Source organism: Providencia heimbachae ATCC 35613 (assembly GCF_001655055.1).
GTDB lineage: Bacteria > Pseudomonadota > Gammaproteobacteria > Enterobacterales > Enterobacteriaceae > Providencia > Providencia heimbachae.
Map to the genome: position 1 here is coordinate 21,206 of NZ_LXEW01000037.1, position 15,913 is coordinate 37,118.

General features: G+C 38.0%; 14 protein-coding genes. 12 read left to right on the forward strand and 2 right to left on the reverse strand.

The genetic code is table 11. The features are described from left to right. Positions 1-265: 265 nt before the first annotated feature. From pgi to ubiA, 3 genes are all read left to right on the forward strand, one after another. Positions 266-1,912 (forward strand): glucose-6-phosphate isomerase, encoded by a 1,647-nt coding sequence (pgi, locus tag M998_RS12660; protein ID WP_068909178.1) that lies wholly within the window; start codon positions 266-268, stop codon positions 1,910-1,912. Between the two features lie 315 nt (positions 1,913-2,227). Continuing rightward, entirely contained in the window at positions 2,228-2,737 is a 510-nt protein-coding gene (ubiC, locus tag M998_RS12665; protein WP_068437327.1) for a chorismate lyase, read from the forward strand. A gap of 97 nt (positions 2,738-2,834) precedes the next feature. Beyond that, on the forward strand, positions 2,835-3,689 hold the full coding sequence (ubiA, locus tag M998_RS12670) for a 4-hydroxybenzoate octaprenyltransferase (protein ID WP_068909180.1): 855 nt from the start codon (positions 2,835-2,837) through the stop codon (positions 3,687-3,689). 103 nt (positions 3,690-3,792) lie between these two features. Here ubiA and plsB read toward each other — a convergent pair whose 3' ends face one another. Then, on the reverse strand, positions 3,793-6,309 hold the full coding sequence (gene plsB, locus M998_RS12675) for a glycerol-3-phosphate 1-O-acyltransferase PlsB (RefSeq protein WP_068909182.1): 2,517 nt from the start codon (positions 6,307-6,309) through the stop codon (positions 3,793-3,795). A 126-nt stretch (positions 6,310-6,435) separates the two neighbouring features. Here plsB and M998_RS12680 point away from each other — a divergent pair, with 126 nt between their 5' ends. Then, on the forward strand, positions 6,436-6,810 hold the full coding sequence (locus tag M998_RS12680; protein ID WP_068437335.1) for a diacylglycerol kinase: 375 nt from the start codon (positions 6,436-6,438) through the stop codon (positions 6,808-6,810). Positions 6,811-6,946: 136 nt separating this feature from the next. Beyond that, entirely contained in the window at positions 6,947-7,561 is a 615-nt protein-coding gene (gene lexA, locus M998_RS12685; protein ID WP_068437338.1) for a transcriptional repressor LexA, read from the forward strand. Between the two features lie 237 nt (positions 7,562-7,798). Here lexA and zur read toward each other — a convergent pair whose 3' ends face one another. Further along, complete coding sequence (gene zur / locus M998_RS12690) at positions 7,799-8,314, reverse strand: zinc uptake transcriptional repressor Zur (protein WP_068909184.1); 516 nt, start codon at positions 8,312-8,314, stop codon at positions 7,799-7,801. Between the two features lie 967 nt (positions 8,315-9,281). Between zur and M998_RS12695 the strand changes: the two genes are divergently transcribed. The 7 genes from M998_RS12695 to M998_RS12725 all read left to right on the forward strand — a co-directional run bounded on the left by M998_RS12695 (position 9,282) and on the right by M998_RS12725 (position 15,825). Then, positions 9,282-9,887 (forward strand): fimbrial protein, encoded by a 606-nt coding sequence (locus tag M998_RS12695; protein WP_068437343.1) that lies wholly within the window; start codon positions 9,282-9,284, stop codon positions 9,885-9,887. 92 nt (positions 9,888-9,979) lie between these two features. Continuing rightward, a complete protein-coding gene (locus tag M998_RS12700; RefSeq protein WP_068909185.1) occupies positions 9,980-12,469 on the forward strand; it encodes a fimbria/pilus outer membrane usher protein in 2,490 nt (829 codons plus the stop codon). Positions 12,470-12,625: 156 nt separating this feature from the next. Continuing rightward, entirely contained in the window at positions 12,626-13,363 is a 738-nt protein-coding gene (locus tag M998_RS12705; RefSeq protein ID WP_068437348.1) for a fimbria/pilus periplasmic chaperone, read from the forward strand. 11 nt (positions 13,364-13,374) lie between these two features. After that, positions 13,375-13,866, forward strand: coding sequence for a fimbrial protein (locus tag M998_RS12710; protein ID WP_068437350.1), 492 nt, complete (start codon positions 13,375-13,377; stop codon positions 13,864-13,866). 11 nt (positions 13,867-13,877) lie between these two features. Further along, positions 13,878-14,372 (forward strand): fimbrial protein, encoded by a 495-nt coding sequence (locus tag M998_RS12715; protein WP_068437352.1) that lies wholly within the window; start codon positions 13,878-13,880, stop codon positions 14,370-14,372. Then, positions 14,369-14,902, forward strand: a complete 534-nt coding sequence (locus M998_RS12720) for a fimbrial protein (RefSeq protein ID WP_232007528.1) — start codon at positions 14,369-14,371, stop codon at positions 14,900-14,902. The genes M998_RS12715 and M998_RS12720 overlap by 4 nt, the downstream gene beginning before the upstream one ends. A gap of 65 nt (positions 14,903-14,967) precedes the next feature. Then, on the forward strand, positions 14,968-15,825 hold the full coding sequence (locus M998_RS12725) for an MrpH family fimbial adhesin (RefSeq protein WP_068909187.1): 858 nt from the start codon (positions 14,968-14,970) through the stop codon (positions 15,823-15,825). Positions 15,826-15,913: the final 88 nt, after the last annotated feature.

The following is a 15,913-nucleotide window of genomic DNA, read 5'->3' on the forward strand; positions in this document are numbered from 1 at the left end:
GGATATATATAGAAATATCGGGTTAGGTAGGCTTCGTCAATGAAGAATCGATGTAAATCAGTAATTCTAATGATAGCTAATTAATTATCTTCAACTCGAATTATTTTAGCGATAACTTGGGCTATTTAGGGGGTAAAGACAATTAGGTCTGGAAAAAGAGGCTAGAATTGGGGAATATCATCATAACGCAGAAAACCGATAAGTCCTGTCTATTAGACAGGGTACAATCTATAACTAATTAAAATTGTTTTGGAGAGTATTATCCATGAGAAGTATTAATCCAAGTCAAACGGCAGCATGGCGAGCGCTAGAGCAACATTTTGCACAGATGAAAGATGTTCATATGCGGGATCTGTTCGCACAGGATAAAGACCGTTTCACTAAATTTTCAGCCACGTTCGATGGTCAAATCTTAGTGGATTTCTCCAAAAATAGAATTACCCAAGAGACATTAGATAAATTGCTGGCATTAGCGAAAGAAACTGAGCTAAAAGATGCAATCAATAGCATGTTTAAGGGTGAGAAAATTAATCGCACGGAAGATAGAGCTGTACTTCATACTGCTTTGCGTAATCGTGAGAACTCCCCCATTTATGTCGATGGCAAAGATGTGATGCCTGATGTGAATGCCGTGCTGGAAAAAATGCACAAATTCAGTGAGCGTATTATTGGCGGTGAATGGAAAGGGTTTACGGGTAAAACCATTACCGATGTAGTGAATATTGGTATTGGTGGATCTGATCTTGGCCCATTTATGGTGACGGAAGCATTGCGTCCCTATAAAAACCATTTAAATATGCATTTTGTTTCCAATGTTGATGGTACACAAATTGCGGAAACACTGAAAAAACTCAATCCAGAAACAACCCTATTTTTGATTGCTTCTAAAACATTCACCACCCAAGAGACCATGACTAACGCGCATTCAGCTCGTGATTGGTTATTGGCAACGGCTAAAGATGAAAAACAGATTGCTAAGCACTTTGTGGCATTATCAACCAATGCAGAGCAAGTCGCGGAATTTGGTATTGATACCAACAATATGTTCGAATTCTGGGACTGGGTTGGTGGGCGTTACTCTCTGTGGTCAGCAATTGGCTTATCCATAATTTTATCAGTTGGTTATGATAATTTCGTTCAATTATTGGACGGCGCATATGCCATGGATAAGCATTTTACCGAGACCGAATTAGAGAATAATATTCCGGTATTATTAGCGCTTATCGGCATTTGGTATAATAATTTTTTTGGATCCGAAACTGAAGCGATTCTGCCATACGATCAGTACATGCACCGCTTTGCTGCCTATTTCCAACAAGGTAATATGGAATCGAATGGTAAGTATATTGACCGCAGTGGTAATCCGGTTTCTTACCAAACAGGTCCCATCATTTGGGGCGAGCCCGGTACGAATGGTCAACATGCTTTCTACCAGTTAATCCACCAAGGGACCAAGATGATCCCATGTGATTTCATTGCACCAGCAATGACACATAATCAACTAGGGGATCATCATGAAAAATTGTTATCTAACTTTTTCGCCCAAACAGAAGCACTGGCATTTGGTAAAACCCGTGAAGTGGTTGATGCTGAATTTGCTGCGCAGGGTAAAAAAGTTGAGGACATGGAGTATGTTGCACCTTACAAGGTATTTGAAGGTAACCGTCCAACTAATTCCATTTTACTTAAAGAAATTACACCTTATTCGCTGGGTGCATTAATTGCCATGTATGAGCATAAAATTTTCACACAAGGCGCAATTTTGAATATCTTCACTTTTGACCAGTGGGGTGTAGAGCTCGGCAAGCAACTTGCAAGCCGTATTTTGCCTGAATTAGAAAATAGCGAAGTGGTTGATAGCCACGATTGCTCTACAAATGGTTTGATTAACTGTTATAAAACATGGCGCTAAGTGCTATTGGCAATATAACTTGTCAGTGATGAATAAGGCAGGAAAGGGTGATATTTTCCTGCCTTATGTTATTAATAGATAGACAACTAATGGCCGATATAATATAAATTATTCTGATGTTAATAAATTTTCATTCGTTGCTAACTCATTAGTAATTAAATATATTTTTACCTGGTTTTTACAATTCGTGTTGAATTTGTGACTTTTTATATAAATTGTTAGCTAACTTTAACCTTGTAACAAAACAACGTGATATCCTACTTACTGAGAAATAAAATAAATAATAACCATGTTTTTATGGTGGAAATTTAAGTAATGGATGAAACGCTTTTTACCTCTTACAACATAAATTGGTTGTCTGAGGACAACGAAACAGTGCCAGCCAACATACTCGATTGGCTATTCGAGCTAGGTTCAATGACGAAACGCTTTGAGCGACATAGCCATAAAGTAACGGTAGTACCCTATTTAGAACGTTACGTATCACCTGAAATGTTGAGCGCGGAAGAAGCGCAATGTTTACCCAAAAGTCATCGCTACTGGGTAAGAGAAGTGGTTATGTATGGGGATAATATTCCGTGGTTATTAGGGAAAACAATTATTCCTGATGAAACGCTCACTGATGACGATCAACAGCTGGTGGATATTGGTCGTGTACCATTAGGGCGGTATTTGTTTAGTCGTGATAATCTCACTCGAGATTATATTCATATTGGTTCCTGCGAAGGGCGCTGGGTTCGTCGCTCCCGACTAAGATTGTCTGATAAACCCTTATTGTTAACAGAGATTTTTTTACCTGAATCACCTGCATATAAAAACCTTTAATAATTCAATTATGGCTGTGTAATTTGAAGCCGGATACAAATTGAACTATGACGAGTACAATGAGAAAGAAAGGAGCACGACAAAAGTGGAGGGAAGTATGACGCTAAGTAAATGGCATGCATACAGCCGTTTAATGCGTATTGATAGACCCATAGGTTCACTACTATTATTGTGGCCGACGTATTGGGCACTATGGATTGCGGCTCAAAGCACGCCTAGTTTGCATATATTAATTGTATTCACCGCAGGCGTTTTTTTTATGCGTGCTGCCGGGTGTGTGATTAATGATTTCGCTGACCGACATTTTGATGGTCATGTTGAACGAACCAAACATCGTCCTCTTCCTAGCGGTGATGTCACGGAAAAAGAAGCAAAAATTTTATTTGCTAGCTTAGTTGGCCTCTCTTTCTTGTTGGTGCTAACGCTAAATTCAATGACCATTTGGTTATCTATCGCAGGCCTTGCATTGGCGTGGGTCTATCCTTTTGTTAAGCGAGTTAGCCACTTACCTCAGGTCGTTTTAGGTGCTGCGTTTGGTTGGTCAATTCCTATGGCTTTTTCTGCGGTCAATGAATCACTTCCACTGGTTTGTTGGTTGTTGTTTTTGGTTAATATTATTTGGTCAGTTGTTTATGACACGCAATATGCCATGGTCGATCGCAATGACGATTTAAAAATTGGCGTAAAATCGACAGCAATTCTGTTTGGTAATTATGACAAGTTGATTATCGGGGCATTGCAAGTCTTGATGGTTGGTATATTGGTTTCAATAGGCCTATTAGCAAAACTTGGCATCATCTATTATGCATCACTGGTTTTAGTCTCAGTTTTGTTTGTTTATCAGCAAAAATTGATGGTGGACCGAGAGCGTGGGGCTTGTTTCAAAGCATTTATGAATAATAACTTTGTCGGTTTTATTTTATTTATCGGTATTGTTGTGAGTTATTTTTAGCCGTTTATAAAGCACAAAATAAAAGGGTAATGCCATAATAGCATTACCCTTTTTGCTTTGTATAATCATAGAACTGATGCCGTATTTGTAACGCTAAACAACCTTATTCTTTCGGCTCAGATTGATTTTCTGTTTGCACTTCATTTGCTGTACTTTCCACTGCGGGCACTTTCTTTTGCTTAGAAAACTCGTCGTCTTTACTCACGCTTTCAATGGTTAAGCGAATTTCTGGTGACATCAAGCGGGCGAGTACGGCATAGAGTTTTTTCGCATTAGTGGTGAAAATATCATTCTCATCATTATCAATATAGCCTTCTTCTTTGAGTGTATCGACAAGCGTTGAAAACACGGCTTTATCAAAGAATTCAGGTGCATTGATTCCATGGAGGACTGATAGCCTTTGAGCCAAAATCCGACTTTCTTTTTCCAGTGTATTACGACTAATTTCTGGGCTTTCATTTAACAGTGAAAGCGTAATCGCATAGCGTTGCAAGGTTTCACGCACACCCGCAGCCAATAGCTGTAGTGGGCGGATACGACGTGGATTAAGCACGACCATATCATTTTCTTTCAAGCAAATAAGCTCTTGATTATTCAGCTCATCAATAAGGGTATCTATCGTTTCCGTTAAGGACTCACTGTCATAACGCATAAACAGCTCAGCTTTAAGGAATGGGTAAATTTGCCCAACTTGATATTGAATCTCTTGACGGCTAATTTGCTCATGATGCAGCACGATACTGGTTATCAAAGACGGTAATACCAATAAATGATGGATATTATTACGGTAATAAGTCATTAGAACGGCATTTTCACGAGGAAGAATAATAATATCTCCCATACTGTCTTTTTCGACTTCAAACTTATCCATCTGTAGTGCATGCTCTAACAACTGTTCAGCTGTTTTATTCGGCGTTGTGGCATCTGCGGTATAAGGCACATTGCGCAATAATTGAAGATAACACTCAACCTGTTCGATGAGTTGCTCACGCGTTAGAGAACGTTGGCGTGAGGCCAGTAGTGCAGTCGAACAAAGGTTAATCGCATTTGCCGCCGCCGCATTGTTTATATTGACCATAATATTATCAGCCAAAGCACCGACGGTCGGGTTTAGCCAGCTTGGGCGCTGCGGTTCAATCGGATCAATAGAATCGCGCCAGTGCGGGACTCGATGCGTTAAATACTGCGATAAAGAGATAGGCTGCCCGAAGTTAACATAACCTTGACCAAGATTACGTAATTTGCGCAATCCTTGGATCATCGAGAAGAAGCCTTCTTTCTTTTTTTCTGCGCCACGAAGTTCTTTGGCATAAGTTCCCACTTCCATAACATGCTCATAGCCAATATAAATGGGTACGATCGTGATTGGACGTGAATCCCCACGCAACATCGCCTGCAAGGTCATCGACAATGTGCCTGTTTTTGGTGTCAGCAGTCGACCTGTACGGGAACGGCCACCTTCAACAAAGTATTCGATAGAATAACCACGCGCAAATAACTCACTCAGATATTCACGAAATACCGTTGAGTACAGTTTGTTACCCTTAAAGGTACGACGAATAAAGAATGCCCCTAACCGGCGAAATATCGGTCCCGCAGGCCAGAAGTTTAGGTTAATTCCTGCCGCAATATGAGGTGGTACAAGCCCTTGGTGGTAAAGAACGTAAGACAGCAGCAAGTAGTCCATATGGCTACGATGGGATGGAACATAGACAATTTCATGGCCATCTTGCGCAAGTTGGCGGACACGCTCAGCATGTTGAACGTTAATACCTTGATACAGGCGGTTCCAAGTCCAACTCAAAATCCTGTCGGTAAGACGGACGGCTTCATAAGAAAAGTTAGCCGCTATCTCTTCCATCATATTGACGGCATTTTGTTGGGCTTTTTTCAGTGGGATTTTTTTACTGCGAGCTTCATCCTCAACCGCTTTTTCAATCGCTTTTGATGTCAGTAACTTATTAAACAGCTCTTGACGAACAGGAAGTTTTGGCCCGACAGCAGCAAGTCTTTGGCGTGAATAGTGAATTCGCGCAACACGTGCGAGTTTATTGGCAATAATGGTATCCGTACCGTGGTCTTGAGCCATTTTCCCTATTGATACAATCGGGGATAGACGAACAAAGCTGTCCCGGCCTAACCAGACGATGGCGAAGAATTTTTGAATACCATTGAGTAATTTTAAAGGCGGAGCTGGGGTATGCCCCTCACGCCCAGGTGAGCGACCAAACATCACTGATGCAGGTAGCATCTGAATATCTAGATTTGGGTTATTTCGATGCAAATCTAAATAAGCATGGAATGTTTTCACGGAATCTTTACGTGGATTCGGCGAATAGTAACGAAAAACGCGAGGACCATCATCGATAAACACATAGGCAGGCAACTTAGTCCCATTGATGTCATTATCGACCAAAGGATCAGGCAGACCGATGGCTAAACACTGGTGTCGTAGCGTTAAAAGGTCGGACTTAGAGTGATAAGGCAATACATACAGCGTAGGCCGATTAGTATCAAGCTGCAGCTCTGTAATTGGATCCGATGGAATTAGTTTACTTTTTACCAATAATTTAAGTGGTAAATTCAACGTGTTGTAATATATTTTACGCCATAGTGACATAAATGATTATAGCCTCTTGTTAACAATGCTTCGCAATCATACCAGAAATCCACTGGCAAATCTGTTACTGACAATTCACTTTGACCGTAAAAAACGATTATTGTTTGATATTTTTGAGGAATAAATATGGCTAGTCAAACTAAGGGTTTTACTCGAGTTATTAAAGCGGCGGGTTACTCCCTTAAAGGCTTAAAAGCAGCATGGGTAAATGAAGCGGCTTTTAGGCAAGAAGCCGTTGCTGCGGTTATTGCAATTATCATCGCTTTTTATTTAGATATTAGCTACATAGATAGAATTTTATTGGTTAGCGTGGTGGTATTGGTTGCGATTGTTGAATTAATTAATAGCGCCATTGAGGCAGTTGTAGACAGAGTCGGTAGTGAATTTCACGAACTATCCGGTCGGGCGAAAGATATTGGCTCTGCGGCGGTATTTATCAGTATAGGGCTCGCACTTTTTGTTTGGGGTATTGTCTTGTGGCAGCGTTATTTCGTTGCTTAAGGCTGAAAGACGGCAAAATAAAAGAAAAGAAGATAAATCGATGACAAATGCCTAAATTCAGTGATTTAACAGTTCCAAATCTCAATTTACCTGTATATACTCACAGCTTGACTGTATAAACAAACAGGGGAACGGGATGAAAGCACTAACGGCTCGACAACAGCAGGTTTATGATCTGGTGCGTGATCACATTTCGCAGACGGGTATGCCACCTACACGTGCTGAAATAGCAGCAAGCCTTGGTTTTCGTTCGCCTAATGCGGCAGAAGAACATTTGAAGGCCTTGGCGCGTAAAGGTGTTATTGAAATAATTTCAGGCGCATCTCGAGGTATTCGTCTATTACTCGAAGAAGCCAATGATCAGGGGTTACCACTTATTGGCCGTGTTGCTGCAGGGGAACCTTTACTTGCACAAGAACACATTGAAAGCCATTATCAAGTAGACCCTCAGTTATTCAAACCGCATGCGGATTTTTTATTGCGAGTTAGCGGTATGTCGATGAAAGATATTGGTATTATGGATGGTGACTTATTAGCTGTTCATAAAACTCAAAATATTCATAATGGTCAAGTGGTTGTTGCGCGTATTGAAGACGAAGTGACGGTAAAGCGCTTTAAGCAGCAGGGCAACCGTATTGAATTGATTGCAGAAAATCCAGAGTTTGCACCGATTATTGTTGATTTACGCCAGCAGAATTTTACGATTGAAGGTTTAGCGGTTGGTGTTATCCGTAATGGTGACTGGTACTAAGTAGTGACATTAATTCAGTCTTAATTTGAGGCTGAATTTTTTGCTGGTGGCTTTAGTTGTGCTTAATGATTGATTGAACAGCGAGCTACCAGCTCTCTTCCTATTCTTCTATTCTCATCATACTTTATACTTCAGGGTTGTTGGCCGCTCTCGGTTACTCGGGTAACAGGTAATGTATACTCACCGAGCGATCCTAGTTCGCTGCTTAGCGACATGATTTAGTTTTGCAAACAAATACTATTTCTTCTTTATTATCACTTGCTGTGTATGGTCGTGATCACAATGCGCATGATCTTGGCAAGCGTTCATCTCATAACATGTCTTACATAACCCATGATTTTCTACCACAGTATGCCTTAGATGAAATTTGTTTTCGTCTGCTAAGTGGCTAATTGCTGACTCTATCGTTGTGCAATCGCTTTCAGTGACACTTCCACAGCCATCGCAAATCAACATAACAGAAATATGGCTAGGATTATCGAAAAGATGACAAATCACATAACTGTTGGTTGACTCGATTTTATGGATAAACCCTTGCTCCATTAAAAACTCAAGACCCCTATAAACGGTTGGTGGTTTAGCTTGAGGCTCAACTTCTCTCAATAGATCCAATAAGTCGTAAGCGCTAATAGCACCATGCTGTTTTGCAATTAAGCGTAAAACAGTTTCTCGCTGTGGTGTTAGCCTAACGCCTCTTGATAAGCAGATGCGCTCTGCCATCACAAGCAACATATCTTCACTCATTTTTTTCATCTTACTGGCCTCAACCTCGAAAAACCGAAATGTCTGTTGTACGCAAGTTTATCATAGTTTTCTTAACTGTAGAGATTCAAAGCACCTTTGATGATTTAACCAAGTGATTATGTTCAATTGAATATATTGTGTATTTAAATTGTAATCGAAGTGATAATAAAATTAGGTATATAAAAAACTATATCAATCGTAATTTTTAATATTTTAATTAATGCCAATTGAATTTATACATTAATTAAACAATACAGCGTTAACTATTTAACCATCAATAAACAATTGAGTGAAACGTTATGTTACGTTTTGATTCATTTTTTAATTAAGAGTTATCTTACCATCAAATTCCAATCAGACCTGAAGTCATCATAAAAGGTTATTTTGTGGTTGATTGGCCATCAGTTTATCAATTGTCCGACTTTTAATCTTATTTTTTGTATTGATATAGATTTAAATATCGATATAAGTATTTATAATTTTAGTCATGTTTTGATACGTTTATAAATATTAAAAGATGGTTTTATATAAATTTTTCTAAATGACCTTTTTTATTTATATATTAAAGTGCCAAGATGGATTATATGGCTTTTAAAGTCGAAGATAATGGATTAATAAACTATAGATACTCCTTTCTGTTGTCTTTTTTGACAATAAATATCGAAGTTGTAGAATTGACATTAGAAAATATCTTTCGGTATGTGTACAAAGCTCATTTGGTGTTCTATATCAATTTTCAAACGTTATGGAGGAAACTTAATAATTAATTTGAAAGTGAAAATATTGGCTTAATGAGTTTTAGTTTTTAAAAACTATAGATGAGAAGGATCTTATTTATATATAAATCTCTAACCTGAACGAAATTAATAAAGTGGGAATACTGAAAAATTTCAAGGAAGGCAACTTAAATTTGATTGCTGACCCGTAAAAATTAGGCAAGAGAAAGCTTCATCCTACTCATTTAAAGGAAATGTTTATGAAACTGAATAAATTAGCATTAACTCTGGCTCTTGGTTTAGGTGTAGGTATTTCTGGTGTTGCATTAGCTGAAGATCCAGTAGTTCCAGTAGAACCTGCAAAAACAGTTGAAAGTTCACAAGGTGAAATCCGTTTCACTGGCTTCATCAATGATGTTCCATGTTCAATTGATGCAAATAACCTAAAACAACTGGTTGAATTCGGTGAAATTGCGTTGCATGAACTGACTTCTAATCAATACCGTTCAGACAGTAAAGATTTCGATATCGTATTGAAAAACTGTTCAACTGAAACTTACAAAAACGCAAAAATCACCTTTACTGGTCCAACTATCTCTGGTTTCGATGGTTTCACTGGTGATTTACTTGGTTTAGGTGGAAAAGTTAAAAACGCAGGTATCGTAATCACTAATGGTGCTGACAAAATTGTTGAATTTGGTAAAGCATTCCCAGGCACTGGTGAAGGTTATGCGTTAAATAATGGTGATGGAAAAGAAACAACGCTGCATTTTGCTGCATACGTTAAAGGTAACGAAGCTGCAGATGCAAAAGCAACAACTGGTAGCTTCAACACTGTTGCTAACTTCAAAATCATCTACCAATAAGTTCAAGCTTATATAGATTGAAACATGTGGCGTATCCACGCCATATGTTTCTACCCCCATTTTTCTGTTTGCTCGATAGGCGGCATAGTTGAATGAAAAGCATGAAACTCAATCTAATAACAAAATTAATGCTTTTAATATTAACGCCAATGATTGCATTTTCTGAAGAGGCTGTTGATTTTAATACTGACTTTCTTGAGGCAGACAGTACTGAAAATGTAGACTTTAGTAAATTTTCCCACGCAAACTATATCCCACCAGGAAATTACTCTTTAGCGATATCAGTTAATAGAATCAAAATTTCTATGGAACAACCGATTTCATTTTTTAATCCTTACTATGATGACAAACTTTCTTTAGCTTGTATTACACCGGAGCTATATGAACAGTTGGGATTACAAAAAAATTGGAGTGATAAAGTCACTTGGTTACTTGATGGTGAGTGCTTAGATATTCGTTCTATCCCAGAAATGACGATACAAGGTGATTTAGCGAAAAATAATGTTGATATCCAAATACCACAAGCGTTTATGGAATATCAAGATCCGAATTGGGATCCTCCCGCTCGTTGGGATGATGGGATTTTAGGCGCGTTTATTGATTACAATGCGACAGGACGTGTAGTCCATAGACAGGTCGGCGATAAAGGCACTGAGTCTGGAATTACCGCAACGGGAACAATGGGCGCAAATTTTGGTGCTTGGCGTTTAAGAGCTGATTGGCAAGCCCAAAAAGGTGAATTAAATAAAGGAAGTCAGTCATGGGCATGGAATCAACTTTATGCTTATCGTGCTATTCGTTCTTTAAATTCACGTTTAACACTCGGTGAACAATATTTGTCGTCTACACTGTTTGATAGCATTCGTTATCTTGGTGCAAGTTTAGAAACTAATGAGTCGATGCTTCCTCCTCGTTTACAAGGCTATGCGCCTGAAATTGCAGGGGTAGCAAAAACAAATGCAACGGTAATTGTTAGGCAAGATGGTCGTATTGTTTATCAAACAGAAGTGAGTCCAGGACCATTCCGTATTCAAGATGTGAATTCATTCGGTGGTGGTACCCTCGATGTGTCCGTTCAAGAACAGGATGGTAGTACCACAAATTATAAAGTCGAAACATCAAGACTGGGAACACTGACACGTCCGGGGCAGTTGATTTACCAATTTGTAGTAGGTAAGCCAAGTAAAAATGAACATGATACGCAAGGACCTGCTTTTAGTTTAGGGTCTTTATCGTGGGGTGCAACGAATAATACAACTATTTATGGTGGTATTTTAGGTTCATCTGAATATCAAAATATTGCAATTGGTTTGGGTCGTGACTTCGCACCTTTTGGCGTATTGTCAGGAAACTTGAGTATATCCCGAGCAGAAATGGGTAGAGTAGATAATAACCAGACTTTGTCGGGGAATTCTTATAATTTAACCTATTCAAAACAGTTTGACGATATTAACAGCCAAATCACATTTGCCGGTTATCGATTTTCAGAAAAGAACTACATGAATATGAACCAGTTTATTGATCGTCGTTATAATGAAAATACGGTTGATAGTGGTAAAGAGCTATATACCATTATATTTGGTACGGCATTTCCAGATTATAATGCCAATATGTATTTAAATTACTCTCATCAAACCTATTGGAATAGAGCATCATCAGATCAATATAACTTAACGATCTCCAATTATTTTGATTTAGGCAAAATAAAAAACTTAAGCCTTAGTTTGACGGCCTATAAAACGAAATCTGATCAAAATGATGATGATGGTGTCTATTTAAATCTTAATATTCCGTTAGATGATAACAATACCAGTATTAGCTATTCAGGCTCATATGCAAGAAATACGAATAGCCACAATGTTAATTACTATAGCCGTCTTGATGAGCGCAGTACTTACTCTATTTCTGCAGGTACTTGGGATAAAGATAAGGCTACTACATCGGGAATGTATAACTATGACGGTGATAAAACACAGCTGAATATCAATGGGACTTACACCCAAGATAACCAATCTGCTCTTTCCATGCAGCTTAAAGGTGGGTTAACAATGACACCTGAAGGGGGAGCTTTGCACCGCAACACATCAATTAATGGTGGGTCAAGAATATTATTGGATACCAATGGTGTTGAAGGTGTGCCGATTCAAACAGGTGTAACACCTGTAAAAACAAATAGATATGGTAAGGCTGTGATCACAAGCGTAATGGACTATAACCGTAATAATTTAAGAATTGATTTAAAAAATGTTCCCGATAATGCAGAAGCTATTCAGTCAACACAGAGTGCCACTCTAACCGAAGGGGCGATTGGTTACCGAAAATTTAACGTTATCAAAGGTGAGAAAATTTTGGGAACAGTGAGTCTTGCGAATAATAGTTTCCCACCATTTGGTGCATCAGTAAAAAATGAAAAAAATATTGAAGTTGGGATTATTTCAGATAATGGATTTGTTTATTTAGCGGGTATTAACCCATCAGATGTTCTTGAAGTGAATTGGGGAGATAAATCGACCTGTCACATTCAACTACCTGAAAAAATTGATAGTAGCATGGAAAAAATAATATTATTACCATGCAAATAATTATAAATATACTTTACATCCGTCCTTTTTTAGTTGCGGGGTTGCTGACTAGCTCAGTTATCTAAATCATAGAGTTATCTCTATTTATTGGGTTATCTTTGTGCGTTGTCTTCCTGCAATTCGAATTATTTTGGATTTAACGTCAACGGTGAAAATATGAAATTTATTAATACAGTTAAAATAGTAACAGCGATAAGTGTTTCTTTATTAGCGCAATCTGCTTATTCAGCGATTGCTCTTGATAGAACTCGCGTTATTTATAATGAAAAAGATAAATCGGTAAGTATGGGACTTACTAATGAACACCTTGAGAGCCCGTATCTTGCTCAGGCTTGGATCGAGAATGATAAAGACGAAAAGGTAAATTCACCTTTTATTGTTACACCACCTGTACATAGAATTGAGGCTAATTCAAAAAGTCAGATTAAAATCCAAGCAATACCGGCAGTGGCTCAACTGCCTAAAGATAGAGAAAGCGTTTATTATTTGAATGTGAGAGAGATCCCACCTCGCAGTGAAAAAGCGAACGTTTTACAAATTGCATTACAGACAAAAATCAAATTATTTTATCGTCCAACGGTAATTTCAGTTAAAGATAGAATGGAAATTATTCCTCAGGAAAATGATGTGAAAATCATTAAGCAAGGAGCCAATTATATGGTGAAAAATCCATCTCCTTTTTATCTATCAATTACAAAATTAAAAAAAGGTAATACTGAAGTTGCTAATTTTGAACCCGTCATGATTGCACCTTTTAGTACGTCAGGTTTAGGTAAAGTTTCAGGGGATTTAGGCTCTTCCCCAACCTTAGTTTATCTCAATGATTTTGGTGGCACGGTCGATTTAAAATTTAACTGTAATGCAGCGGAATGCTCCGTGACACCTAGAAAATAAGGCTTATCGCTATGATGTCTATTAGAACATTAACAAGGGTATTTGGGTTATTACTTGCCTTTAATATATCGAATGTATTTGGATTTTCTGGATTCTTATATGTTGATGTGAAGGGAGAGGTTTTAGCGAAACCCTGTTCAATTAATAATGGGCAAGCAATAGAAATTGATTTTGGCGATGTAATGACAACACGTGTCCAAGATGAATTTTATAAAGAGCCAATTAACTATACTGTCAGTTGCAAAGATGGTGTTCAGCCGAAGTTAAATATTTTTATTGATGGAATATCATCTGCTTTTGATCAGCGCTTACTAAAAACCAGTGTTGATAATTTAGCTGTACTTTTTAAAGCAGATACCTCTGATTTTCCACTAAGAAATAAACGTAGTTTTAATTTTGCGAGCCCAATCAAATTGGATGCTGTTTTAGTTAAAAAAAGCGGTACTGACTTACCTGCAAAAAGTTTTACTGCGACGGCAACAATTAAAGTTGAATATCAATAAGGGACTAGAATATGCTAAATATTAACAAAATAATTGGTACTGCCTTATTGATCATTATTCTACCTTTTACCTCAGTGGCAAAGGATTATGAAACTGAGGTAAAAATAAAAGGTAATTTAATAACGCCGCCTCCGTGCCGTATTGATGATGGTAAAGAAATAGAAGTTGATTTCGGCAATGTGTCGGTAAAATCAATTCAAGGTAAAGACCAAAAAAAAGCGGTTAATTACCAAATTCAGTGTGAAGAAAATAAAAACAATTGGGCAATGTATTTAATGCTAACGGGTGTTAAAAGTTCCTTTGATATTAATGGATTAAATACTGGAATTGACAATTTAGCGATTAAATTCCAATTGGCTGATCAGGAATTAGAGCTGGGTAAAAAATATTTGATTAACCCAACCTCACCCGGCGTACTTTGGGCTGTCTTGATCAAAAATGGCAATAGTGAATTACAAACAGGTGATTTTGTTGCAAACGCCACAATGCTTGTGGAGTATCAATGATGAAAAATAAAATACTGTTCCTAGCACTGTTTACATTACTGGGAAGTGGGTCATCTTTAGCCGCGCAGAATAACGTCAAGGTTAAAGGTACATTAGTTAATTCACCTTGTATTGTGATGCCATCGGATAAAAATGTTGAAGTCGATTTCGGTGATATTCGATTATTAGATATCTATGATTCCGGATTTTTATTTCCAAGAAAAGAGCTCACATTAGTGCTATCTAATTGTGATTTAACCATCGCTAAAAAAATGAAAGTGAAAATTTCAGGTGCTGAACATGGGCAAATGCCCGGCTATTTGGCGCTTAATGGTTCTGATAATCCTGGATTAGGGATCGGTGTTGAATTAACGGATGGAACGGAAATTAAAATTAACCAATTTTCCTCTTTATTACCGATTGTTCAACAAGGAAAAAATGAACTGAAATTTAATACCTTCTTAAAAGCGACGGCAGAATCAATTAATAATAAGCAAATTAAGGCTGGGCGTGTGACAGCAACAGCCACCTTTTTATTTGAGTACGAATGATTTCATTCTTACAGCACCATATATTCTGGTGTGAAATTTTAAAACCAAATATAAAGAGATGTGAAATGGGAAAAAGAATACAGCAATTATTATTTATACCGTTATTTTTGATAACGTTTACAGGCTATGCTTCAACTTATTTTTCGTATGTGGAAGATATCGATAGTAAAGGGGGTCAGCACACCTATTATTATCAAATGGACTATTGGAAAGCCAGTTCACCAACAGAAGGAAATCCTTGTGTGGCGGTACTCGGTGCTGGTGGTGCTAAGAACTGTTATTTTACTATCAACCACTTACATTCAGGTAAGGATACAGGGGGAATAGCTTCCCGTTCTGACTGGGAATGTGCTATTAATTTTGCAAATTATAAAACGATGGAAGCAATTATTAACGACGCAAGAGATACCTGCGGGCTGACTTTTCCACGAAAGGGAGATAGCCGCCATAGTGGAGGTATAACAACGGACGAATGTGTTGGGATATTTTTAGCGAGGTCGAAAGGTGCTCAAGGAAAAATTTTGCCCGGTGGTATTTGTGGTATCGCGCCACCACCGTCAGGTAAGTGTTACTTTAGCGCTCCTGAAGGCAGTACTAACACATTAGAGTTAAATCATGGTGCTTTAAATGCCGACGAACTTAACGGAAATATGCAATTTGGTTTATTCTATATTATGTGTAATAAGGATATGAACGTTAAAGTTTCATCAAACTTACAGCAGAGCTATATTAATTTACGCCCAAATGGTGAATTACAATCTTATGTAACACTAAATAAACAGCCGGCATCGTTGGGGCTTGTTCAATCCGTTAAAGCAAATCAAGTATGGCCAGTACATGTTGAGTCAACATTAAAGACAAATGGTACAGTTGTACCTGGTAAATTTAGCGGACGTATTACCCTCGTATTAACAATTCCATGATTTAGCTACAGAATTTTGTATTCGTCATTTCCCATGTTGACGGTTTTGCCTACTTAAACGTAATTGTTGGTAGGCTTTTTTTTATACG

Coding starts and splice junctions, on each gene's coding strand:
- ubiA (WP_068909180.1), top strand. CDS start 2,835: ATGACGCTAAGTAAATGGCATGCATACAGCCGTTTAATGCGTATTGAT.
- M998_RS12705 (WP_068437348.1), top strand. CDS start 12,626: ATGAAATTTATTAATACAGTTAAAATAGTAACAGCGATAAGTGTTTCT.
- M998_RS12680 (WP_068437335.1), top strand. CDS start 6,436: ATGGCTAGTCAAACTAAGGGTTTTACTCGAGTTATTAAAGCGGCGGGT.
- M998_RS12700 (WP_068909185.1), top strand. CDS start 9,980: ATGAAAAGCATGAAACTCAATCTAATAACAAAATTAATGCTTTTAATA.
- plsB (WP_068909182.1), bottom strand. CDS start 6,309: ATGTCACTATGGCGTAAAATATATTACAACACGTTGAATTTACCACTT.
- M998_RS12695 (WP_068437343.1), top strand. CDS start 9,282: ATGAAACTGAATAAATTAGCATTAACTCTGGCTCTTGGTTTAGGTGTA.
- pgi (WP_068909178.1), top strand. CDS start 266: ATGAGAAGTATTAATCCAAGTCAAACGGCAGCATGGCGAGCGCTAGAG.
- zur (WP_068909184.1), bottom strand. CDS start 8,314: ATGAAAAAAATGAGTGAAGATATGTTGCTTGTGATGGCAGAGCGCATC.
- M998_RS12715 (WP_068437352.1), top strand. CDS start 13,878: ATGCTAAATATTAACAAAATAATTGGTACTGCCTTATTGATCATTATT.
- ubiC (WP_068437327.1), top strand. CDS start 2,228: ATGGATGAAACGCTTTTTACCTCTTACAACATAAATTGGTTGTCTGAG.
- M998_RS12710 (WP_068437350.1), top strand. CDS start 13,375: ATGATGTCTATTAGAACATTAACAAGGGTATTTGGGTTATTACTTGCC.
- M998_RS12720 (WP_232007528.1), top strand. CDS start 14,369: ATGATGAAAAATAAAATACTGTTCCTAGCACTGTTTACATTACTGGGA.
- M998_RS12725 (WP_068909187.1), top strand. CDS start 14,968: ATGGGAAAAAGAATACAGCAATTATTATTTATACCGTTATTTTTGATA.
- lexA (WP_068437338.1), top strand. CDS start 6,947: ATGAAAGCACTAACGGCTCGACAACAGCAGGTTTATGATCTGGTGCGT.